The organism is Mitsuaria sp. MSU3D, from assembly GCF_056867975.1.
Genome location: NZ_CP200314.1, coordinates 6,399,720 through 6,420,903 on the forward strand (window position 1 = coordinate 6,399,720; position 21,184 = coordinate 6,420,903).

Below are 21,184 nucleotides of genomic sequence, written 5' to 3' on the forward strand. Positions count from 1 at the left end.
ACCCGCGGATGCCGGGAATGCTATGCGAGCGGGGCCTGTCCGACCTGTCCGCGGGCTGTCGGCACCGCCCTCGCGAGGGGCATCCCCCTGTGATGCGGACACAAGGTGGGCGATTGGCGCGCGACGGGCTCGAAGCTTCCGCGGTTCCATGCGCTTGGTCACGTTTCGTGACGCAAGTCCGGGCCTGTCACCGACCGCCCGGTCGACGCTGCACTTGAAATCCGGGTTGGGCGCATAATTTGCGGGTTAACCCTATGCTTGCGCCCTTCATCTCCATCCCCGCCGTCGAGCGGCTCACCGCAACCCGCCGGCTGAGCCTGCGTCCGCCTGCCGCGGCGGATGCACGCGCCTTCCGCGACCTGCTGACCGATCCCGCGAATCGTCGATTCGACGCGGGTGGTCCGGCCGCGTCGGAGCGGCTGGAGCTCTGGCGCGCGCTGTGGACGCGCGACGGCCTGGGGCCGTGGGCGGTGGCGCTGCGGGAGCAGCCCTCGCTGGGCGCGATCGGTTTCGGCGGCTTGAGCCGGGGCCGCATCTGCGGCGCGCCGGCGCTGCTGCTGGAGTTCCACTTCCTGTCCGATCACTGGGGCCGGGGCTATGCGGCGGAGATGGCGACCGCGGCGCTGACGCTGGCCTTCGAGAGCCTGCATGCGACGTCGGTGCACGCGCTGCTGGCGCCGGGCAACACGGCGGCGCGCAAGACGCTGGAGCGTGTCGGCCTGCGATTGACCGGCTCGGTCGCCGACTGCCCGGGCGAGGCGGCGAGCCTGCTCTACGAGATCAACGCGGGCCAGTACGCGGCGCTGCCGCCGGAACCGCCGGAAGCGACACCGTTCGGGGCGTGAGGCCGACTGCCTCGACCGTCGTTGTCGAGTCCATCGTCGACCGGTCAGACGAGCACATCGCTACTGCTGCGGATACACCCTCAACCCCGCCAGATCGAGCACCCTGAGCCCGCCGTACTCGACGGCGATGAGGCGCTGTTCCTGCAGGTGGCGCAGCGCCTCGTTGACGCGCTGGCGCGAGAGCCCCACCAGGTGTCCCAGTTCCTGCTGCGTGATGCGCAGCAGTCCGTTCACCCCGGGGTAGAGCTGCGGGTGGAACAGCGCCGCCAGGTTGCGCGCCACGCGCAGGTCGGGGTCGCTCTGGCGGTCGATCTCGCGCGCGGCGATGAACTGGCCCAGCCGCTCGTTGAGCTGGTTGAGCACGTAGCGGTTGAAGGCCAGGCTGGTGGCCAGCAGTTCGTGGAAGCTCTCCAGCGGCAGCCCCGCCACCACGCTGCGCCGCAGCGCCTGGATGTTGTAGCGGTAGGCCTCGCGCTTGAGCAGCGTGCCCTCGCCGAACCAGCCGCCCGGCGGCACGCCGGTGAAGGTGACCTGCCGCGCCGCCGCCTCGTCGTTGCTCATCTTCAGCAGTCCGTCGATGACGCCGAACCAGAAGTTGGCCTCGCGCCCGATGCGGCAGATCCGCTCGCCGACCTCGACCTCCGCCACCTGGATGCTGGAGGCGACGCGTTCGCGCAGTTCGGGTTCGATCGCCTTCAGCCACGGAATGGCGCTCATCTCCTGCGCGCTCGCGGCCCGCGCGCGCAAGCGGATCGGCTGCGTCGGCACAGCCCCCGAGAGGGGCGTCTGCAGGGCCGCATGCAGGGGGGAACCTGGCGCGGCGTGGACAACGGTGTCGGGGGTCGGGGCCATCCCCCGTTCATCGCGCCGGCGCATGACAGGAACCTGACGCGGTGCCCTGGGGGAAACACGGAGCAGGAACCTGTTTGACAACCCAGTTCACTAGCGCAGCTTCTTACCTTTTTGACGTGTGGCCTGATGTTTTCTGCAATAACGACGACGCCTTCTTTTCCAATCGCTGTTGGCGCCACCATCCCGGTCAGCCGGTGGACGTCCGAGGACCAGCTTGCCAAGGACCAGTACCACGCCGAGGTCCGCTCGCAGCTGAATGACATCACCAGGCAGACCGACGCGCTGCTGGATCGGCACGCCCCGAAGCTGCTCGCTTCCGCTGAGGACGTCCTGACCGCGATCAAGGCGCAGGCCGCTCACTCGATCGTGGTCAAGGAGACGGTCGACCGTCTCATGAAGAGCGAACACTGCGGTCTCAGATTCTTCGTGGAGCGGGCCGGGGTGCTGCTGAAGGCGGCGCAGGAGTCGCGAAGTGAAGATCCCGGCGCTTCCACGCAGAGGCGCCAGCGCTATCTCGACGAATTGATGTCCCTGAACCGTTGCATGCTGTCGATCGCCGTCAAGGACTTGACCAGCGACGGGACCCAACCGGAGTCGCCGTGTCCGGATGAGATCGTCATTCCCGGTAACGTCCCCCAGTTCGGATACCTGATCGGCAAACTCACACAGCGCTGCAAGGAAGGCAACGACTGGCTCATCGGGCGCCGGCTCAGGTCGTTCCACGATCGCTGGCGCGTCGACCTGAAGAAGCCGGACGCTCTGGCCGAGCTGCAGGGAGACTTCCGCGGGCTGTGCACCGCCATTCGGACCGCCGAAGCCCCGCGTCTTCTCGGGCTCTCCTGGCCTGGGCTCGGGCCTCGTCGCGGACTCCCGGCCCTGACCATCGCGTCCGTGCCGCAACAGCCCGTCGGGCACCAGGCACGCGCGGACGCCATCGAGAGAACGCCCGCCTGATCCGGGAAAACGCTCCCCCGAAGTCTCCCTAGGACTGTCGTCGCAACGACAACACGACGTCAAAGAGCCGGCCTACAGTCGGCGCAACCCCGCGGCCAGAGCGCCTCCATCAGAGAGGCGACAGCGGGGAAGCACAAAGGAGACGACGGTGGAACAGACCTTCCCCCGCCTGCTGCTCGCTCACGCCGCCCAGCGCCCCCATGCGCCGGCGCTGCGCGAGAAGGAGCTCGGCATCTGGCAGACGCTCGACTGGGCGGCGCTGGCGGCGCTCGTGCGCGACCTCGCGCATGGCTTCGCCGCCGCCGGCATGACGCGCGGCCAGCACCTCGTCGTGATCGGCGAGAACCGGCCCCGGCTCTATGCCTCGATGCTCGCGGCGCAGTCGCTGGGCGCGATTCCGGTGCCGCTGTACCAGGACGCCGTCGCCGCCGAATTCGCGTACCCGCTGCAGAACGCCGACGTCGCCTTCGTCGTCGTCGAGGACCAGGAGCAGGTCGACAAGCTGCTCGAGATCCGCGATCAATGCCCCGCGCTGCGGCGCATCTGGTTCGACGATCCCCGCGGCCTGCGCCATTACGCCGCGGACGGACTCGCCTCGATCGACGGCCTGTGCGACGACGGCCGCGCGCATGCGCTGCGGCATCCCGGCTGGTTCGAACGCGAAGTCGACGCGGGCCGCGCCGGCGACGTGGCGGCGATGTTCTTCACCTCCGGCACCACCGGCCATCCGAAGGGTGTCGTGCACACGCACACCTCGCTGATCGACCGCGCCCAGGCCGGCGCGCGCTTCGACAAGCTCAGCGCCGACGAGGAGGTCCTCGCCTACCTGCCCTGCGCCTGGATCGGCCAGAACGTCTTCAGCTACGCGCAGTGGCTGGCCTGCGGCTACGTCGTCAACTGCCCCGAGTCGGCCAGCACCGTCAGCATCGACCTCAAGGAGATCGGTCCGACCTACTACTTCGCGCCGCCGCGCGTTTTCGAGGGCCTGCTCACCAGCGTGATGATCCGCATGGAGGACGCCGGCGCGCCCAAGCGCTGGCTGTTCGCGAAGGCGATGGCGCTGGCGAACCGCGTCGGCCCGGCGCTGATGGACGGCAAGCCGGTCGGCGGCTGGGAGCGCTTCAAGTACCGCCTCGGCGACCTCGCGATCTACGGCCCGCTGCGCAACGCGCTGGGCTTCTCGCGGGTGCGCGTGGCCTACACGGCGGGCGAGGCCATCGGCCCCGATCTCTTCAGCTTCTACCGCTCGATCGGCATCAACCTGAAGCAGCTCTACGGCTCGACCGAGACCGCCGTCTTCGTCTGCCTGCAGCCGGACCACGAGGCCAAGTCCGACACCGTCGGCGTGCCCATCGATGGCGTCGAGATCAAGCTCGCGGACAACGGCGAGATCCTGGTGCGTTCGCCGGGCCTGCTCCAGGGCTACTACAAGAACCCGGAGGCGACGGCCGAGGTGCTCGGCGCCGACGGCTGGTATCGCACCGGCGATGCGGGCTTCCTCGACGCGGGCGGCCATCTGAAGATCATCGACCGCGCCAAGGACGTCGGCCGGCTGCGCGGCGGCGCGCATGACGGCGCGATGTTCGCGCCCAAGTACGTCGAGAACAAGCTGAAGTTCTTCGCCTTCGTGAAGGAGGCGGTGGCCTTCGGCGATGGCCGCGACCGCGTCTGCGCCTTCATCAACATCGACTTCGAGGCCGTCGGCAACTGGGCCGAGCGCCGCAACCTCGCCTACGCCGGCTACACCGACCTGGCCGGCAAGGCGGAGGTGCTCGGCTTGATCAAGGACTGCGTCGAGAAGGTCAACGCCGACCTCGCCCAGGACGAGCGCCTGGCCGGCAGCCAGATCACGCGTTTCCTCGTGCTGCACAAGGAGCTGGACGCGGACGACGGCGAGCTCACCCGCACGCGCAAGGTCCGCCGCGGCGCGATCGCCGACAAGTACCGCGTGCTGATCGATGCGCTCTACGAGGGCAAGACCTCGCAGTTCGTCGAGACGGCGGTGCGTTTCGAGGACGGCCGCAGCGGCAGCGTCAGCGCCGACCTGCGCATCGAGGAGGCGACCACCTTCCCGCACACCCGGAGGGCCGCCTGATGAGCGCCAGTCTGACCGTCAATGCAGCGAGCGGCGGCGCCGCGGCCCCGGCCGGCGCGCAGTTCCAGGAGGCCGGCCAGGCCGTGCCGCCGACGACGCCGGCGCAAGGCGCGGCATCGCCGCGCTCCGCAGGCGACCCGGCGCCGGGCCGGCGCATCGGCGAGGTGATCCTCGAGGTCGAGCACATCTCGCTGTCCTTCGGCGGCGTGAAGGCGCTCAACGACATCAGCTTCGACGTCCGCGAGCACGAGATCCGCGCCATCATCGGCCCGAACGGCGCCGGCAAGAGCTCGATGCTGAACTGCATCAACGGCGTCTACCAGCCGCAGCAGGGCGACATCCGCTATCGCGGCGAGGACGTGCGCCAGTGGAGCCCCCGCACGCGGCTGCGCCGCATGGCCGAGCGCGGCGTCGCGCGCACCTTCCAGAACCTGGCGCTGTTCAAGGGCATGAGCGTGCTGGACAACATCATGTCCGGTCGCAACCTGCACATGAAGCGCCACCTGCTGTGGCAGGCGCTGCGGATCGGGCCGGCGGTGCACGAGGAGATCGAGCACCGCGAGAAGGTCGAGCGCATCATCGATTTCCTCGAGATCCAGGCGCATCGCAAGACGCCGGTCGGCGGCCTGTCCTACGGGCTGCAGAAGCGCGTGGACCTGGGCCGCGCGCTGGCGATGGAGCCCAAGGTGCTGCTGCTCGACGAGCCGATGGCCGGCATGAACGTCGAGGAGAAGCAGGACATGTGCCGCTTCATCCTCGACGTCAACGACGAGTTCGGCACGACCATCGTCCTGATCGAGCACGACATGGGCGTGGTCATGGACATCAGCGATCGCGTCGTGGTGCTCGACTACGGGAAGAAGATCGGCGACGGCACGCCCGACGAGGTGCGCGCCAATCCCGAAGTGATCCGCGCCTACCTCGGCGCGGGCGAGTGACGCCGGGAAGAAGACAAAGGAAACGATCATGGGCTTCTTCCTCGAAACCGTCTTCGGCGGCCTGATGGCCGGCATGCTCTACGCGCTGGTCGCGCTGGGCTTCGTGCTGATCTTCAAGGCCTCCGGCGTCTTCAACTTCTCGCAGGGCGCGATGGTGCTGTTCGCGGCGCTGGCGATGGCGCGCTTCGCCGAATGGTTCCCGCAGTGGTTCGGCTTCGAGAGCCTGCTGCTGGCCAACGTGCTGGCGCTGGCGGCCGCCGCGGCCTGCATGGTCGTCGTCGCCTGGCTGGTCGAGCGGCTGGCGCTGCGCGGACTGGTCAACCAGCCGGCGATCACGCTGCTGATGGCGACGCTGGGCATCAGCTACTTCCTCGACGGCGCCGGGCAACTGATCTTCGGCAGCTCGACCTACAAGATCGATGTGGGCCTGCCGAAGGATCCGCTGTTCGTGCTCGGGGACACGTTCCCGGGCGGGCTGCTGCTGAACAAGGAAGACCTGTACTCGGCCGTGATCGCCGGGGCGCTGGTGGGCCTGCTGTCGCTGTTCTTCCAGAAGACCCGCACCGGCCGCGCGCTGCGCGCGGTCGCCGACGACCACCAGGCCGCGCAGTCCATCGGCATCCCGCTGTCGCGCATCTGGGTGATCGTCTGGTCCGTCGGCGGGCTGGTCGCGCTGGTGGCCGGGATCATCTGGGGCAGCAAGCTGGGCGTGCAGTACTCGATCTCGCTCGTCGCGCTGAAGGCCTTCCCGGTCGTCATCCTCGGCGGCCTGACCTCGGTGCCGGGCGCGATCGTCGGCGGGCTGATCATCGGCGTCGGCGAGAAGCTGTCGGAGATCTACCTCGGCCCGTCCGTCGGCGGCGGCATCGAGAACTGGTTCGCCTACGTGCTCGCGCTGAGCTTCCTGCTGGTGCGGCCGCAAGGTCTCTTCGGCGACAAGATCATCGATCGCGTCTGAGTCCGTACTCGACGAACGATCAAGGAGACGACCGTGTTCTATCGTGAAAACGGCCAGTTCAAGGCCAGCTACCGCGCGGACCTGGCGCTGTTCCCGATCGCGCAGGACCGCCGGGCGGTGATCGCGCTGGCGCTGGTGGCCTTCGTCGCCGTGCCCTGGCTGGCGAGCGACTACACCTTCCGCGCGGTGCTGATCCCCTTCCTCGTGCTGTCGCTGGCGGCGCTGGGCCTGAACGTGCTCGTGGGCTACTGCGGGCAGATCTCGCTGGGGACCGGCGCCTTCATGGCCGTCGGCGCCTACGCGGCCTACAACCTGCAGGTGCGCATCGAGGGCATGCCGCTGCTGCTGTCGCTGATCGGCGGCGGCCTGGCCGCGACGGTCTGCGGCGTGCTGTTCGGGCTGCCGAGCCTGCGCATCCGCGGGCTCTACCTCGCGGTCGCGACGCTGGCGGCGCAGTTCTTCATCGACTGGTTCACCAACCGCGTGCCGTGGGTGACGAACAACTCCTCGTCGGGCTCGGTGAGCGTCGGCACGCTGCAGCTGTTCGGCCTGCCGCTGGAGACGCCGGCGCAGCGCTACCTGCTGTGCCTGTCGCTGGTGGTCGTGTGCGGGATCCTGACCAAGAACCTGGTGCGCGGCGCCATCGGCCGCGAGTGGATGGCGATGCGCGACATGGACGTCGCCGCCGCCGTCATCGGCATCCGGCCGGTGCACGCGAAGCTGACGGCCTTCGCGGTCAGCAGCTTCATCGTCGGCGTGGCCGGCGCGCTGTGGGGCTTCGTGCACCTGGGCGCGTGGGAGCCGGCGGCCTTCGGCATCGACAAGTCCTTCCAGCTGCTGTTCATGATCATCATCGGCGGGCTCGGGTCCATCGCGGGCAGCTTCTTCGGCGCCGCGTTCATCGTGCTGCTGCCGCTGCTGCTGAACCACGTGCCGCATTGGCTGGGGCTGCCGCTGTCCACCGGCGCGGCCTCGCACCTGGAGCACATGATCTTCGGCGCGCTGATCGTGTTCTTCCTCATCGTCGAGCCGCACGGCCTGGCCCGCCTGTGGTCCACCGCCCGTCAAAAGCTGAGGCTGTGGCCGTTCCCTCATTGAGGGCGCCTTGAATCCCACCGATTTCAAACCGCACCGCAGAGTGCACCACCAGGAGACGACACCATGAGCTTGAAGACCTTCGCGCGTGGCGCGCTAGGCGCGGCAACGCTGGTCGCAGCCGCGCTGCCGACGATGCTGCCCGCCGTGGCGCAGGCGCAAGCCGCGACCGAGCAGTTCATCCCGCTGCTGGTGTATCGCACCGGCCAGTTCGCGCCCTTGGGCATGCCCTGGGCGGACGGCAAGCAGGACTACCTGAAGCTGATCAACGCGCGCGACGGCGGCGTGAACGGCGTCAAGCTCGCCTTCGAGGAATGCGAGACCGCGTACGACGCCGCCAAGGGCGTCGAGTGCTACGAGCGCCTGAAGGGCAAGGGCGGTGGCGCATCGGGCTTCGACACGCAGTCGACGGGCATCACCTTCGCGGTGACCGACAAGGCCTTCGTCGACAAGGTCGTCGTCGAGACGCCGGGGTACGGCCTGTCGCAGTCGGCCGACGGCACCGTCTTCGAATGGAATTTCCCGCTGCTCGGGACCTACTGGACCGCCGCGGACGTCATGCTGCAGGACATCGCGAAGAAGGAGAAGGGCTCGCTCAAGGGCAAGAAGATCGCGCTTGTCTATCACGACAGCCCCTACGGCAAGGAGCCGATCCCGCTGATCCAGAAACGCGCCGCGGCCGAAGGCTTCGAGGTGCTGCTCTACCCGGTCACGCCGCCCGGAGTCGAGCAGAAGTCGACCTGGCTGCAGATCCGCCAGCAGCGGCCGGACTACGTGCTGTTCTGGTCCGCCGGCGTGATGACGCCCGCAGGCATCCGTGAAGCGCAGGCCAGCGGTTATCCGCGCGAGAAGATCTATGCGATCTGGTGGGCCGGCTCGGACCACGACGTCAAGGACATCGGCGCCGGCGCCAAGGGCTACAACGCGATCACGCTGCACAACAGTTCGGCGAAGGACAAGGTCCATGACGAGCTGAAGAAGTTCGTCTACGACAAGGGCCAGGGCACCGGCCCGGCCACCGGCATCGGCGCGATCGCGCACACGCGGGGGATGATGATCTCGATGCTGCAGGTCGAGGCGATCCGCACCGCGCAGGAGAAGTTCGGCAAGGGCAAGGTCATGACACCGGAGCAGGTGCGCTGGGGCTTCGAGAACCTGAACCTGAGCGCGGACCGGCTCAAGGCGCTGGGCTTCGGCGAGGTCATGCGCCCGGTGCAGACCAGCTGCGCCAACCACATGGGCACGGACTGGGCGCGCATCGTCCAGTGGGACGGCGCGAAGTGGAACCTCGCGTCCGACTGGTACCAGTCGGACAAGACCCACATCGATCCGCTGGTCAAGGAGTACGCCGCCAAGTACGCCAAGGACAAGAACCTGAAGCCGCGCAGCTGCGGTTGAAGGCTGCTTGAGTTCCGCTTGAGTTCCGCTTGAACCCCGCTTGAACGCCGCCTGAGCACCACCGCCATGCAAGCCACTTCCATCCCTTCCGCCGTCGCAGTGCCCGCGGCTGCGGCTGCGGCGCCCGCGCTGCTCGACGTCAACGGCATCGAGGTCATCTATCACCACGTGATCCTGGTGCTCAAGGGCGTCTCGCTGCGCGTGCCCGAAGGGGCGATCGTGGCCTTGCTCGGCGGCAACGGCGCCGGCAAGACCACGACGCTGCGCGCGGTGTCCAACCTGCTCGCGGGCGAACGCGGCGAGGTCACCAAGGGGTCGATCGAGCTGCGCGGCGAGCGCATCGAGCGGCTCACGCCGGCGGACCTCGTGCACCGCGGCGTGGTGCAGGTGATGGAGGGACGGCACTGCTTCGCGCACCTGACGATCGAGGAGAACCTGCTCACCGGCGCGTACACGCGCACCGACGGCAAGGCGGCGGTCGCGCAGACGCTGGAGAAGGTCTACAACTACTTCCCGCGGTTGAAGACGCGGCGGAGCTCGCAGGCGGCCTACACCTCGGGCGGCGAGCAGCAGATGTGCGCGATCGGGCGGGCCTTGATGGCCGATCCGAAGATGGTGCTGCTGGACGAACCCTCGATGGGTCTGGCGCCGCAGATCGTCGAGGAGGTCTTCGAGATCGTGCGCGACCTCAACCAGAAGGAGCGCACGACCTTCCTCCTGGCCGAGCAGAACACCAACATGGCGCTGCGCTATGCCGACTACGGCTACATCCTCGAGAACGGCCGCGTCGTCATGGACGGCCAGGCCCAGGCCCTGCGCGACAACGAGGACGTGCGCGAGTTCTACCTCGGCATGGGCGGCACCGATCGCAAGAGCTTCCGCGACGTGAAGAGCTACAAGCGCCGCAAGCGCTGGCTGGCTTGAATTCAAGGATTGATGGGAGAGCAGTTCATGGACAACGACTTCTTCGCGCCCCCGCCGTTCAAGGCCGAGGAGGCGCTCGTGCAGTTGAAGCGCGCGCTGCGCGACCTGCGTGCGCTGACGGAGCGCGGCACCGGCTGGAGCTTCGAGAACCAGGAGGTGCTCCAGCTCGCGGCCGGCGACGGCCAGATCACCGCGAAGCTGGCGAAGAAGCCGGCGCGCAGCCCCGACTGGGAGACGCGCGTCTGCCGCAACGCGGCCGACGTGCGCAAGCTGCAGGACGACCTCAAGCGTCGCCTGGCGCAATGGGCGGAAGAGTGATGGGCGCCGCCGATGCTGATTTCTACGACGCGTTGGAGACGCGTGATCCCGGCGCGCGCGAGGCCGCGCTGCTGGCGGCGCTGCCGCACCAGGTGGCCAACGCGCGGCAGAACACCGATGCATTCGGCGAGCTGCTCGGCGATGTCGAGCCGGACCTGGTCCGCACGCGCGTTGCGCTGGCGCGCTTGCCGGTGACGCGCAAGTCGGAGCTGCTGGCCCGCCAGCAGGCGGTGCGCGCGGACGCGGAGCGCGTGCCGTTCGAACCCTTCGGCGGCTTCTCGACGATCGGCTGGCGCGGCTTGAAGCGCAATGCCGGCGCGCGTCGCGTGTTCCAGTCGCCGGGCTCGATCTACGAGCCCGAAGGGCACGGACGCGATTACTGGCGCGTCGGCCGCGCCCTGCATGCGGCGGGTCTGCGCGCGGGGGACCTGGTCCACAACTCGTTCAGCTATCACCTCACGCCGGCCGGCGCCATGATGGAAGGCGGCGCGGAGGCGCTGGGCTGCACGGTCTTCGCCGGCGGCGTCGGCAACACCGAGCTGCAGCTGCAGGCGATGGCCGAGCTCCGGCCGCAGGCCTACGTCGGCACGCCGAGCTTCCTGAAGATCCTGCTGGACAAGGCGGCGGAGCAGGGCCAGCCCCTGTCCGTGCGCAAGGCGCTGGTCAGCGGCGAAGCCTTCCCGGCCGCGCTGCGCGACTGGTGCGGCGAACGCGGCGTCACCGGCTTCCAGTGCTACGCCACCGCGGACCTCGGGCTGATCGCGTACGAGACCGCGGCGCGCCAGGGACTGGTCGTCGACGAGGGCGTGATCCTCGAGATCGTGCGGCCCGGCACCGGCGACCCGGTGCCCGACGGGGAGGTGGGCGAGGTCGTCGTCACGACGCTCAACCGCGACTACCCGCTGATCCGCTTCGGCACCGGCGACCTGTCGGCGGTGCTGCCCGGCACCTGCCCGACCGGACGCACCAACGTGCGCATCAAGGGTTGGATGGGGCGCGCGGACCAGAGCGCCAAGGTGCGCGGCATGTTCGTGCACGCCGGGCAGGTGGCCGAGGTGCTGCGGCGTTTCCCGCAGGCGGGGCGCGGGCGGCTGGTCGTCGAGGGCGAGATGGCGCAGGACCGGATGACCTTGCGCGTCGAGACCGACGGCGGCGCGCTGGCAGGTCTTGCCGACGGTCTGGCGGCGGCGCTGCGCGATGTGACCAAGCTGCGCGGCGAGGTGGTGTTCGTCGCGGCGGGCGCGCTGCCCAATGACGGAAAAGTCATCGAGGACTTGCGGAAGTTCGACTGAATTCCCGCAGATGGAGGGGGGATGGCATCGGTTCTATGCCTCGGGGGATCCCGGCTTACGTAGTTTCCGTAAGTTGCAATGTGGGAGGGAGACCTAGCATCCGCGCCATCACCCACACTTCCAACGAGGAAGAGACACCATGAAGAAGATCTTGCTCGCTTCCGTCGCCGCGCTGAGCGTTGGCGCCGCCTGGGCCGACTACCCGGACAAGCCGGTGACCATCGTGGTCCCGTTCGCCGCCGGCGGCCCGACCGACAAGGTCGCGCGCGACCTGGCCGAGGCGCTGCGCAAGCCCCTCAACGCGACGATCGTGATCGAGAACGTCGGCGGCGCTGGCGGCACGCTGGGCGCCACCAAGGTGTCCAAGGCCGCGCCCGATGGCTACACGCTGCTGCTGCATCACATCGGCATCTCGACCTCGCCGGCCCTGTACCGCAACCTGCAGTACAAGACGCTGGAGGACTTCGAGTACCTGGGCCTGATCAACGAAGTGCCGATGACGCTGATCTCGCGTCCCAATCTGCCGGCCGCCAACTACGCCGACCTGGTCAAGTGGCTGGGCGACAACAAGGGCAAGATCAACCTGGCCAACGCGGGGCTGGGTTCCGCGTCGCACCTGTGCGGCCTGCTGTACATGAGCTCGGTCAAGATCGACATGACCACGGTCCCGTACAAGGGCACGGGCCCGGCGATGACCGACCTGATCGGCGGCCAGGTCGACCTGATGTGCGACCAGACGACGAACACCACGACGCAGATCGACGGCGGCAAGGTCAAGGCCTACGCGGTGTCGACGTCCAAGCGCCTGGGCGGTTCGCTCGCCAAGCTGCCGACGCTGGACGAGTCCGGCCTGAAGGGCTTCAACGTGACGATCTGGCACGGCATGTACGCGCCCAAGGGCACGCCGAAGGCGGTGCTGGACAAGATCAACACGGCGCTGAAGACGGCGCTGAAGGATCCCGAGTTCCACAAGCGCGAGGAAGCGCTGGGCGCGGTCATCGTCACCGACAACCGCGTGAACCCGGCCGAGCACAAGAAGTTCGTCGCCGACGAGATCGCCAAGTGGACGCCGGTCATCAAGGCGGCCGGACAGTACGCCGACTGAGGCCCGATTGATGTCGGATTGGTGGCCGACTGATCGTCGACCACACCGAAGCGGGGAGACCCGCTTCCCTCAAGGCCCGCCCTCAGGCGGGCCTTTGCATTGGCGGGTTCGGAAGGACTTCCTCAGGCGGCCATCGTCACGCCGGCGACCGGCACACCACGCCCACCTTGTTGCCGTCCAGATCGCGGAAGTAGGCCGCGTAGAAGTTCGGCCCGTAGTTCTCGCGCGGGCCGGGGCGGCCGTCGTCCTTGCCGCCGCCGCTGATCGCGGCGGCGTACACCGCGTCGACCTGCGCCCGCGTCGACGCCGCCAGCGCCAGCATCGTGCCGTTGCCGGGCGTCGCGTCCAGCCCGTTGAAGGGCTGCACCACCCACAGCTGCGTCTCGCCGCCCTCGGGGCCGTAGCCGACCATCTCGTCGTCCGAGTAGCCCGGCTTCAGGCCCAGCGGCGCGAGCGCGGCGTCATAGAACGCCTTGGCCGCGCGGCGGTCGTTGCTGCCCAGGGTGACGTAGCTGATCATGGTGGGTTTCCTTGCTTCGATGTGCAGTGGTAGTACCGCATTCTCATCACATCCGCATCGGAATCGTGACCGGCCCGTCGTTGACCAGCCGGACCTGCATGTCCGCGCCGAACTCGCCGGTTGCCACGACCGGATGCTGCGACCGCGCGAACGCGACCGCGTGGTCGTAGAGCCGGCGACCGAGTTCCGCCGGCGCGGCGCCGGTGAAGCTCGGCCGGTTGCCGCCCGAGGTGTCCGCCGCCAGCGTGAACTGCGAAACGATCAGCAGGCCGCCGCCCACGTCCTGCACGCTGCGGTTCATCTTGCCGGCGTCGTCGCTGAAGATGCGCAGCTTCAGGATCTTCTGCAGCAGTTTCTCCGCCACCGCCTCGGTGTCCTGCGGCTCGGCGCAGATCAGCAGCAGCAGGCCCGTGCCGATCTGTCCGGTGCAGCGGTCGCCGACATCGACCCGGGCTTCCTTCACCCGTTGCAGCAGCGCGATCATCCTTGTCCTTTCTGGTGGGGGGTGGCCGCGGTCGCGGCCGTTGAGGTGACGGGTGAGGTGGCCCCCGAGGTGGCGGTTTCGCGCGCCGCCATTTCAGCGAAGCGCGTCTCGACATTGATCGGCAGCAGCTGGATGCTGGCGCGCAGGCCGGGCAGGGCGCGCATCAGCGCCTGCTCGACCTGACCCCGCAGCGCGGCGGCTTCGCCGAGCGTCCATCGGGCCGGCACGTGCAGATGGAAATCGACATGGCGCTGCTGCCCGGCCACGCGCGTCGCGACGTGATCGAAGCGCAGCTCGGGCGCCTCGAAACGCGCGAGCACCTCGGCGATCGCCTGCTGATCCTCGGGGTCCAGCGCCATGTCCATCAGCCCGCCGGTGGACTTCCACATCAAATGCACCGCCTCGCGCAGGATGTTCAGCGCGACCAGGATCGCCAGCAGCGGGTCGAGCCAGGTCCAGCCCGTCAGCATCACGCCGATCAGGCCGGCGACGACGCCGACCGAGGTCCAGACGTCGGTGAACAGATGGCGCGCGTCGGCCTCGAGCGCGATCGAGCGATGCTCGCGCGAGGCCTGCAGCATCTTCCACGCCAGCGCCCCGTTGATGGCCGTGCTCACCAGCGACAGCGCCATGCCGAGGCCGAGCTGCTCCAGCGGCTGCGGCGCGCGCAGCCGCTCGACCGCGGCCCAGCCGATGCCCAGCGCCGCGATCAGGATCAGCGCGCCTTCGAAGGCGCTGGAGAAGTACTCCGCCTTGTGATGGCCGAAGGGGTGGTCCTCGTCGGGCGGCCGCCGCGCGACCGTCACCATCGCCAGACCGAAGAGCGCCCCCGCCAGGTTCACCCCCGATTCGAGCGCGTCGGAGGCCAGGCTCACCGAGCCGGTCCACCACCAGGCGGCCGTCTTCAGGGCGATGGTCAGCACGGCCACGCCGGCGGACAGCTTCAGATATTGCTGCACTTGCATGGCGTCGATTTTGCCGGTCCTAGAATGGCGCCCGTTTGGTCCCATCCCCTCAGCCTCCTCCGGACAGCACCATGAGCAACACCCCTCCCGTCCACGACGCCGATCTGAGCCACATCCCGCCGCGCGACAAGGCCGAGCTGCTGTCCCAGGCGCTGCCCTACATCCGCAAGTACCACGGCAAGACCATCGTCATCAAGTACGGCGGCAACGCGATGACCGACCCCGCGCTGCAGCAGGACTTCGCCGAGGACGTGGTGCTGCTCAAGCTGGTCGGCCTGAACCCGGTGGTGGTGCACGGCGGCGGACCGCAGATCGAGGACGCGCTCAACAAGCTCGGCAAGAAGGGCCACTTCATCCAGGGCATGCGCGTCACCGACGAGGAGACGATGAGCGTCGTCGAATGGGTGCTCGCCGGCGAGGTGCAGCAGGACATCGTCGGCCTGATCAACGTCGCCGGCGGCAAGGCCGTGGGCCTGACCGGCCGCGACGGCGGCATGATCCGCGCCAAGAAGCTCAAGCTGATCGACAAGGACGACCCGAACAAGGAGCACGACGTGGGCTCCGTCGGCGACATCGTCGCCATCGACCCCAGCGTCGTGAAGGCGCTGCAGGACGACCAGTTCATCCCCGTCATCAGCCCGATCGGTTTCGGCGAGAGCAACGAGAGCTACAACATCAACGCCGACGTCGTCGCCGGCAAGCTGGCCGAGGTGCTCAAGGCCGAGAAGCTGGTGCTGCTGACCAACACCCCCGGCGTGCTCGACAAGCAGGGCAACCTGCTGACCGACCTGTCGGCGCGCGAGATCGACGAGCTCTTCGCCGACGGCACGCTGTCCGGCGGCATGCTGCCCAAGATCGCCTCCGCGCTGGACGCCGCCCGCAGCGGCGTCAAGGCCGTCCACATCATCGACGGCCGCGTCCCCCATGCGATGCTGCTGGAGATCCTGTCCGAGCAGGCCTACGGCACGATGATCCGCTCGCACTGAGCGATTGCGCGTCACCCGGCCTCGCAAGAGGCCGCCCGCGCTGCCGTTCCGGTCCCCCTGATGGGTGGATCCATGCACCGAGCCCCCTCCGAACGAGGGGGCTCGGTCGTTTCTGCCAGGCCGCCAGGATCGCCGCTTGCCCTTGGCTGACCCGCTGGCCACCGGGCTTGGTCGAAGGTCATACCACTGCAAGCTGGGGATTGCCGCTGAAACACGCGACATCCCAGAATGCGCCACGAAACGGCTGCACAGGCCGTGAGGGATTGCATGTCACTTTTCAGCGTCTTGATCGTCGAGGATCAGCTTCGTTTCCGCGAAGCGTTCGCCCATGCCCTTGAGAAAGCGCCGGACATCCGTCTGGTGGGCATGGCCACCGATCTCCAGCAGGGCCGGAAGATGTTCGACCAGACGCGTCCCGACGTGCTGCTGGTCGACCTCGACCTGCCCGGCGGCAGCGGGATCGAACTGATCCGCCACGCGGCCCACGTCGCGCCCGAGTGCGAGGTGATGGTCATCTCCGTCTTCGGCGACGAGCAGCATGTGCTCTCGAGCATCGAAGCCGGCGCGACCGGCTACCTGCTCAAGGACTCGCTGGCGCTGGATCTGCCGGGCCAGCTCCGCTCGCTGCGCGCGGGCGGCAGCCCCATCTCGCCGGTGATCGCGCGGCGGCTGCTGCTGCGCCTGGCGCCGCAGGGCGCGGGCTCGCATCCGCGCGGCTTCGGCGATTCGGCCCCGATGCCGCTGGTCGACGAACAGGTCGTTGCGTTGTCCGAACAGGAATCGCGCGTGCTGCACCTGGCCGCCAAGGGCTTCACCTTCGACGAGATCGCGCAGTTCATGAACGTGTCGCCGCACACCATCATGACCTACGTGAAGCGCACCTACCGCAAGCTGCAGGTGCGCTCCAAGGTCGAGGCGATCTACGAGGCGCGCCGCCTCGGCTGGCTGCGCGACTGAGCGCGGACCGGCCGGGACCGCTCGACGACGGAACGGGTAAGGACTGCCACCTCGCAGGGGGGCGGTCTTCCCGACATGAGCCGGGAACCGGCCTTGGGCGGCCTTGGCGCGGCCTCGGGGCGTCCTCGGGGAGTCGGCGTACGACGTCCGGCATCGACGTCAAGACGGCGTTCCGGCTGTGCCAGAATCGCCGCACACTTCGGCCCCTTCCATGCACCCCAGCTCCTCGGACACCCCGGACTCCGCCGCTGCCAAGCCGGCGGAGCTGCCACGCAAGCGGCTCAAGCCGGGCGAGCGCCGGGTGCAGATCCTGCAGACGCTGGCCAGCATGCTGGAGCAGCCCGGCGCGGAACGGGTGACCACCGCCGCGCTCGCGGCGCGGCTGGAGGTCAGCGAGGCGGCGCTCTACCGCCACTTCGCCAGCAAGGCCCAGATGTTCGAGGGCCTCATCGAATTCATCGAGACCAGCATCTTCTCGCTGCTCAACCAGATCGCCGAACGCGAGACCGACGGCCTGGCGCAGGCCCAGCGCATCGTCGCGGTGCTGCTGCAGTTCGGCGAGCGCAATCCGGGCATGGCCCGCGTGATGGTCGGCGACGCGCTGGTCTACGAGAACGAGCGCCTGGTCGCGCGCATGAACCAGTTCTTCGACAAGGTCGAGTCCTCGCTGCGGCAAGGACTGCGCACCGCCGCGGAAGCCTCGGGATCGACCACGCCGACCGTCGAGGCCCAGGCGCAGGCCTCGGTGCTGGTGAGCTTCATCATCGGCCGGCTGCAGCGTTATGCACGTTCCGGCTTCAAGCGGCTTCCCACCGAACAGTTGGATGCCGCGATGCGAATGCTCGCCTGAGCTTTCGCGATGCCAAGCGCCCTGAACGGCTCGGGGCGCCGCCTACACTCGGTGGCTATGGCCAATGTTCCCGACGCCCTTGAAGCTGTGCTGCGGCGCGCCGACGCGCTGTTGAACCGCCTGGAGGCCGTGCTGCCCCAGCCCCTGACGCCGCCCGACTGGGACGCCGCGGTCGCCTTCCGCTACCGCAAGCGCGGCGCGAGCGCCCGGCTGGAGCCGGTGAAGCACCTCTCCACGATCCGGCTCGCCGACCTCAAGGAGGTCGAGCCGCAGAAGGATCGCCTGCTGCGCAACACGCGCCAGTTCGTGCAGGGCCAGCCTGCCAACAACGTGCTGCTGACGGGCGCACGCGGCACCGGCAAGAGCTCGCTGATCAAGGCCTGCCTCAACGAATTCGCCGGACAGGGCCTGCGCCTGATCGAGGTCGACAAGGGCGACCTGGTCGACCTGCCGGACCTGGCCGACCTGGTCGCCGATCGCCCGGAACGCTTCGTGATCTTCTGCGACGACCTCAGCTTCGACGAAGGCGAGGCCGGCTACAAGGCCTTGAAGTCGATGCTGGACGGCTCGGTCGCCGCGGCCACCGATAACCTGCTGATCTACGCGACCAGCAACCGCCGCCACCTGCTGCCCGAGCAGATGAAGGACAACCTCGCCTCCACCTACTCGGAGCGCGACGGCAATGTCGAGGTGCATCCGGGCGAGGCGGTGGAGGAGAAGATCTCGCTGTCCGAGCGCTTCGGCCTGTGGATCAGCTTCTACAGCTTCAGTCAGCAGGAGTACCTCGCGATCGTCGCGCAGTGGCTGACGCATTTCGGCCTGGATGCCGCCCGCATCGAGGCCGCGCGCCAGCCGGCGCTGGTCTGGGCGCTGGAACGCGGATCGCGCTCGGGGCGCGTCGCCTACCAGTTCGCCCGCGATCTGGCGGGCCAGGGGGCTGCTGCGGGCGGTGCCGCCGACGGCGCCGCGGCCCCGGCCCGGGACGGCGATGCGCCGGAGGGCCTCGACCATGTCTGACAAGTCCATGTCTTCAAAGAACGAATCCGCGAACCCGCACAGCCCGTCCGCCGCGAGCGATCGCGTGCCGGTGGACGTGGCCGTCGGCGTGCTGGTGCGCCGCGAGCCGAACGGCCGCGAGACCGAGTTCCTGCTGACCTCGCGCCCCGAGGGCAAGGTCTACGCCGGCTACTGGGAGTTCCCGGGCGGCAAGCTCGAAGCTGGCGAGACCGTCGAGCAGGCCCTGCGTCGCGAACTGCACGAGGAGCTCGGCATCACGATCGGCGCGGCGCAGCCGTGGAAGATCGAGCTGATGGAGTACCCGCACGCCAAGGTGCGGCTGCACTTCTGCAAGGTGTACGAGTGGCAGGGCGAGTTCGAGATGCGCGAAGGCCAGTCGATGAGCTGGCAGCATCTGCCGGTGCAGGTGCAACCGGTGCTGCCGGGCACGATCCCGGTGCTGCAGTGGTTCGCCGCGGAGCGTTTCCACGTCGGGGCGACCCATGTCGTCTGAAGGCACGACCGATGGTGTGAACGCTGCCGCCGCGGCGACCGCGGACTACACTGCCCCGATGGACTGGCTGGATCAGATCAAGTGGGACCGCGACGGGCTGGTGCCCGTCATCGCCCAGGAACAGGGCTCGAACGACATCCTGATGTTCGCGTGGATGAATCGCGAGGCCCTGGCCCGCACCGCCGAGGTCGGCGAGGCGGTCTACTGGAGCCGCTCGCGCCAGCGGCTGTGGCACAAGGGCGAGGAGTCCGGCCACGTGCAGCAGGTCCACGGCATCCGGCTGGACTGCGACAACGACGTCGTGCTGCTGAGCATCACGCAGCACGGCCACGAACCGGGCATCGCCTGCCACACCGGCCGCCACAGCTGCTTCTTCCAGAAGCTGGAGAACGGCGTGTGGACGACGGTCGAGCCGGTCCTCAAGGACCCGGCCAGCATCTACAAGGCATGAGCGCCATGGATACGCCTGACCTGACCGCCGCGCCAGACACGCCGTTCCCGCCCGACAGCCCGTCGCCCGCGGTGACGGCACCGCTGACTGCCGCGGCAACGGCTCCGCTGAACGGGACCGACGTCCTGGCGCATCTGGGCGATGTCGTCGCCCAACGCCGCGCCGAGGGCGATCCCGACAAGAGCTACGTCGCCAAGCTGTTCGCCAAGGGTCTGGACCAGATCCTCAAGAAGGTCGGCGAGGAAGCGACCGAGGTCGTGCTCGCGGCCAAGGACGGCGTGCCGGACAAGCTGGTCTACGAGGTCGCCGACCTGTGGTTCCATTCGATCGTCGCCCTGGCGGCCTTCGACCTGCGTCCCGAGCAGGTGCTGGCCGAGCTGGCCCGTCGCGAAGGGCTGTCCGGCCTCGAGGAATTCGCCCGTCGAAGCCCCCGTCCGGGGGACGCATGAAGGAGAACGCATGACCCAAACGTTCGAACCGCAGCCGCCCGACGTCGTCCTCGACCCGCAGCGCGAAGCAGGCCTGCGCACCGTCGGGATCATCAGCTACGCGCTGCATGCCGTCGTCGCGATCGGCGCGCTGCTGCCCGGCGTGCAGGCCAGCATCGTGCTGCTGATCGTCGCGGTGATCGTCGACCTGGTGAAGCGCGACGAGGCCGCCGGCACCTGGCAGGCCACCCACTTCTCCTGGCGGCTGCGCAGCGTGCTGTGGTGCGGCATCCTGTACGTCGTCACGATCCCGCTGTGGTTCCTGTTCATCATCCCGGGCTGGATCGCCTGGTGCCTGATCTCGATCTGGTTCCTCTACCGCATCGTGCGAGGCTGGCTGGCCATGAATGACCGCCGGCCCATGCCGATCTGACAACCGTTCACCGTTTCGACCGCTTTTCGACCGCTTCCGACCGCCGCCGACCATGAGCCACGACCCCAACTGCATCTTCTGCAAGATCGTCCAGGGCCAGATTCCCGCGAAGAAGGTCTACGAGGACGACGACCTGATCGGCTTCCACGACATCCATCCGTGGGCGCCGGTGCATTTCCTGCTGATTCCCAAGCAGCACATCGCCAGCATGGTCGACCTGCAGCCCGAGCACGCGCCGCTGCTCGGCAAGATGTCCGTGCTGGTGCCGACGTTGATGAAGGAACTCGGCGTCACAAATGGTTTCCGGACCGTCATCAACACCGGATCGGATGGTGGCCAGGAGGTGTTCCACCTCCACATGCACGCCATCGGCGGTCCGCGTCCCTGGTTGAAAGGCTGAGCGCCGGCCTCATTTACTGGCCGCCGCTGCAGCAATCCGCAGCGCAACCGTGGCGAACAGTGACGTTCGCTGTTCGCTCAGCGGTTAGCACGAGGTCCATAAGCCGCTGATGCGGCCATGGACGGGCATTGATCGCCGACATGCCTGTCATGCGCGCACCGTAGAATTTCGGCTTCCGACTCTGGAGATTGTCATGGGTGGTTTGAGTATTTGGCACTGGCTGATCGTGCTGGTCGTCGTGATCGCCGTCTTCGGCACCAAGAAGCTGCGCAACGTGGGCGGCGACCTGGGTGCTGCCGTCAAGGGCTTCAAGGACGGCATGAAGGACGGCACCTCGTCCGAGACGCCGCCGCAGCAGGTGGCCAACGCCAACAAGGCGGCTGATCCGAACACCGTCGACGTCGACGCCAAGACGCGCTCCTGAGC

25 protein-coding genes are annotated in these 21,184 nt (G+C 68.4%); 21 read left to right on the plus strand and 4 right to left on the minus strand.

All coding sequences use genetic code 11. The features are described 5' to 3' along the window. Positions 1–254 precede the first annotated feature (254 nt). Entirely contained in the window at positions 255–845 is a 591-nt protein-coding gene (locus AC1VNM_RS28200) for a GNAT family N-acetyltransferase (protein ID WP_377157050.1), read from the plus strand. A gap of 60 nt (positions 846–905) precedes the next feature. On the opposite strand, the gene AC1VNM_RS28205 is transcribed toward AC1VNM_RS28200, so the two are convergent. Further along, entirely contained in the window at positions 906–1,562 is a 657-nt protein-coding gene (locus AC1VNM_RS28205) for a Crp/Fnr family transcriptional regulator (RefSeq protein WP_377161525.1), read from the minus strand. A gap of 261 nt (positions 1,563–1,823) precedes the next feature. Between AC1VNM_RS28205 and AC1VNM_RS28210 the strand changes: the two genes are divergently transcribed. The 10 genes from AC1VNM_RS28210 (at position 1,824) to AC1VNM_RS28255 (ending at position 12,774) form a co-directional block, all read left to right on the plus strand. Continuing rightward, positions 1,824–2,651, plus strand: coding sequence for a hypothetical protein (locus tag AC1VNM_RS28210; protein ID WP_483109109.1), 828 nt, complete (start codon positions 1,824–1,826; stop codon positions 2,649–2,651). Between the two features lie 148 nt (positions 2,652–2,799). Further along, positions 2,800–4,746, plus strand: coding sequence for an AMP-dependent synthetase/ligase (locus tag AC1VNM_RS28215; protein WP_483109110.1), 1,947 nt, complete (start codon positions 2,800–2,802; stop codon positions 4,744–4,746). Beyond that, a complete protein-coding gene (locus tag AC1VNM_RS28220) occupies positions 4,746–5,684 on the plus strand; it encodes an ABC transporter ATP-binding protein (protein WP_483109111.1) in 939 nt (312 codons plus the stop codon). Before AC1VNM_RS28215 ends, AC1VNM_RS28220 begins: the two co-directional genes overlap by 1 nt. Before the next feature lie 28 nt (positions 5,685–5,712). Continuing rightward, positions 5,713–6,642, plus strand: a complete 930-nt coding sequence (locus tag AC1VNM_RS28225) for a branched-chain amino acid ABC transporter permease (RefSeq protein WP_483109112.1) — start codon at positions 5,713–5,715, stop codon at positions 6,640–6,642. Positions 6,643–6,675: 33 nt separating this feature from the next. Beyond that, the gene (locus AC1VNM_RS28230) at positions 6,676–7,740 is read left to right on the plus strand and encodes a branched-chain amino acid ABC transporter permease (protein WP_483109113.1); all 1,065 of its coding nucleotides are present in this window, start codon (positions 6,676–6,678) and stop codon (positions 7,738–7,740) included. Between the two features lie 132 nt (positions 7,741–7,872). Further along, positions 7,873–9,135, plus strand: a complete 1,263-nt coding sequence (locus tag AC1VNM_RS28235; protein WP_377161523.1) for an ABC transporter substrate-binding protein — start codon at positions 7,873–7,875, stop codon at positions 9,133–9,135. 66 nt (positions 9,136–9,201) lie between these two features. After that, the gene (locus tag AC1VNM_RS28240; RefSeq protein ID WP_483109114.1) at positions 9,202–10,059 is read left to right on the plus strand and encodes an ABC transporter ATP-binding protein; all 858 of its coding nucleotides are present in this window, start codon (positions 9,202–9,204) and stop codon (positions 10,057–10,059) included. A gap of 27 nt (positions 10,060–10,086) precedes the next feature. Then, positions 10,087–10,377, plus strand: a complete 291-nt coding sequence (locus tag AC1VNM_RS28245) for a hypothetical protein (RefSeq protein WP_377157036.1) — start codon at positions 10,087–10,089, stop codon at positions 10,375–10,377. Next, positions 10,377–11,669 carry a phenylacetate--CoA ligase family protein gene (locus tag AC1VNM_RS28250; protein ID WP_483109115.1) on the plus strand — a complete coding sequence of 431 codons (1,293 nt, stop codon included), beginning with the start codon at positions 10,377–10,379 and terminating at the stop codon, positions 11,667–11,669. The genes AC1VNM_RS28245 and AC1VNM_RS28250 overlap by 1 nt, the downstream gene beginning before the upstream one ends. A 139-nt stretch (positions 11,670–11,808) precedes the next feature. Further along, positions 11,809–12,774 (plus strand): tripartite tricarboxylate transporter substrate-binding protein, encoded by a 966-nt coding sequence (locus AC1VNM_RS28255; protein ID WP_377157032.1) that lies wholly within the window; start codon positions 11,809–11,811, stop codon positions 12,772–12,774. Between the two features lie 136 nt (positions 12,775–12,910). On the opposite strand, the gene AC1VNM_RS28260 is transcribed toward AC1VNM_RS28255, so the two are convergent. From AC1VNM_RS28260 to AC1VNM_RS28270, 3 genes are read right to left on the minus strand one after another with little or no spacing between them, the layout of a single operon-like run. Then, positions 12,911–13,294 carry a VOC family protein gene (locus AC1VNM_RS28260; protein WP_377157031.1) on the minus strand — a complete coding sequence of 128 codons (384 nt, stop codon included), beginning with the start codon at positions 13,292–13,294 and terminating at the stop codon, positions 12,911–12,913. A 46-nt stretch (positions 13,295–13,340) separates the two neighbouring features. Continuing rightward, a complete protein-coding gene (gene dtd, locus AC1VNM_RS28265; protein ID WP_483109116.1) occupies positions 13,341–13,778 on the minus strand; it encodes a D-aminoacyl-tRNA deacylase in 438 nt (145 codons plus the stop codon). Beyond that, positions 13,775–14,743, minus strand: coding sequence for a cation diffusion facilitator family transporter (locus AC1VNM_RS28270; protein WP_483109117.1), 969 nt, complete (start codon positions 14,741–14,743; stop codon positions 13,775–13,777). Before AC1VNM_RS28270 ends, dtd begins: the two co-directional genes overlap by 4 nt. Before the next feature lie 71 nt (positions 14,744–14,814). On the opposite strand from AC1VNM_RS28270, the gene argB reads away from it, so the two are divergent. From argB to tatA, 10 genes are all read left to right on the plus strand, one after another. Continuing rightward, a complete protein-coding gene (gene argB / locus AC1VNM_RS28275; RefSeq protein WP_377157025.1) occupies positions 14,815–15,729 on the plus strand; it encodes an acetylglutamate kinase in 915 nt (304 codons plus the stop codon). 267 nt (positions 15,730–15,996) lie between these two features. Beyond that, positions 15,997–16,686 (plus strand): response regulator, encoded by a 690-nt coding sequence (locus AC1VNM_RS28280; protein ID WP_377157023.1) that lies wholly within the window; start codon positions 15,997–15,999, stop codon positions 16,684–16,686. 211 nt (positions 16,687–16,897) lie between these two features. Next, positions 16,898–17,536 carry a nucleoid occlusion factor SlmA gene (gene slmA / locus AC1VNM_RS28285; protein WP_297525826.1) on the plus strand — a complete coding sequence of 213 codons (639 nt, stop codon included), beginning with the start codon at positions 16,898–16,900 and terminating at the stop codon, positions 17,534–17,536. 57 nt (positions 17,537–17,593) lie between these two features. Further along, positions 17,594–18,553: an ATP-binding protein gene (locus AC1VNM_RS28290; RefSeq protein WP_483109118.1), complete on the plus strand. Its 960-nt coding sequence runs from the start codon at positions 17,594–17,596 to the stop codon at positions 18,551–18,553. Positions 18,554–18,560: 7 nt separating this feature from the next. Further along, entirely contained in the window at positions 18,561–19,046 is a 486-nt protein-coding gene (locus tag AC1VNM_RS28295; protein ID WP_377161521.1) for an NUDIX domain-containing protein, read from the plus strand. Between the two features lie 58 nt (positions 19,047–19,104). Next, on the plus strand, positions 19,105–19,497 hold the full coding sequence (gene hisI / locus AC1VNM_RS28300) for a phosphoribosyl-AMP cyclohydrolase (RefSeq protein ID WP_483109346.1): 393 nt from the start codon (positions 19,105–19,107) through the stop codon (positions 19,495–19,497). Positions 19,498–19,502: 5 nt separating this feature from the next. Beyond that, positions 19,503–19,946 carry a phosphoribosyl-ATP diphosphatase gene (locus AC1VNM_RS28305; protein ID WP_483109347.1) on the plus strand — a complete coding sequence of 148 codons (444 nt, stop codon included), beginning with the start codon at positions 19,503–19,505 and terminating at the stop codon, positions 19,944–19,946. 10 nt (positions 19,947–19,956) lie between these two features. Further along, positions 19,957–20,358, plus strand: a complete 402-nt coding sequence (locus AC1VNM_RS28310; RefSeq protein ID WP_377157015.1) for a DUF4870 family protein — start codon at positions 19,957–19,959, stop codon at positions 20,356–20,358. Between the two features lie 52 nt (positions 20,359–20,410). Further along, positions 20,411–20,758 carry a histidine triad nucleotide-binding protein gene (locus AC1VNM_RS28315; RefSeq protein ID WP_377157012.1) on the plus strand — a complete coding sequence of 116 codons (348 nt, stop codon included), beginning with the start codon at positions 20,411–20,413 and terminating at the stop codon, positions 20,756–20,758. 193 nt (positions 20,759–20,951) lie between these two features. Next, positions 20,952–21,182 carry a Sec-independent protein translocase subunit TatA gene (gene tatA, locus AC1VNM_RS28320; protein ID WP_377157010.1) on the plus strand — a complete coding sequence of 77 codons (231 nt, stop codon included), beginning with the start codon at positions 20,952–20,954 and terminating at the stop codon, positions 21,180–21,182. Positions 21,183–21,184: the final 2 nt, after the last annotated feature.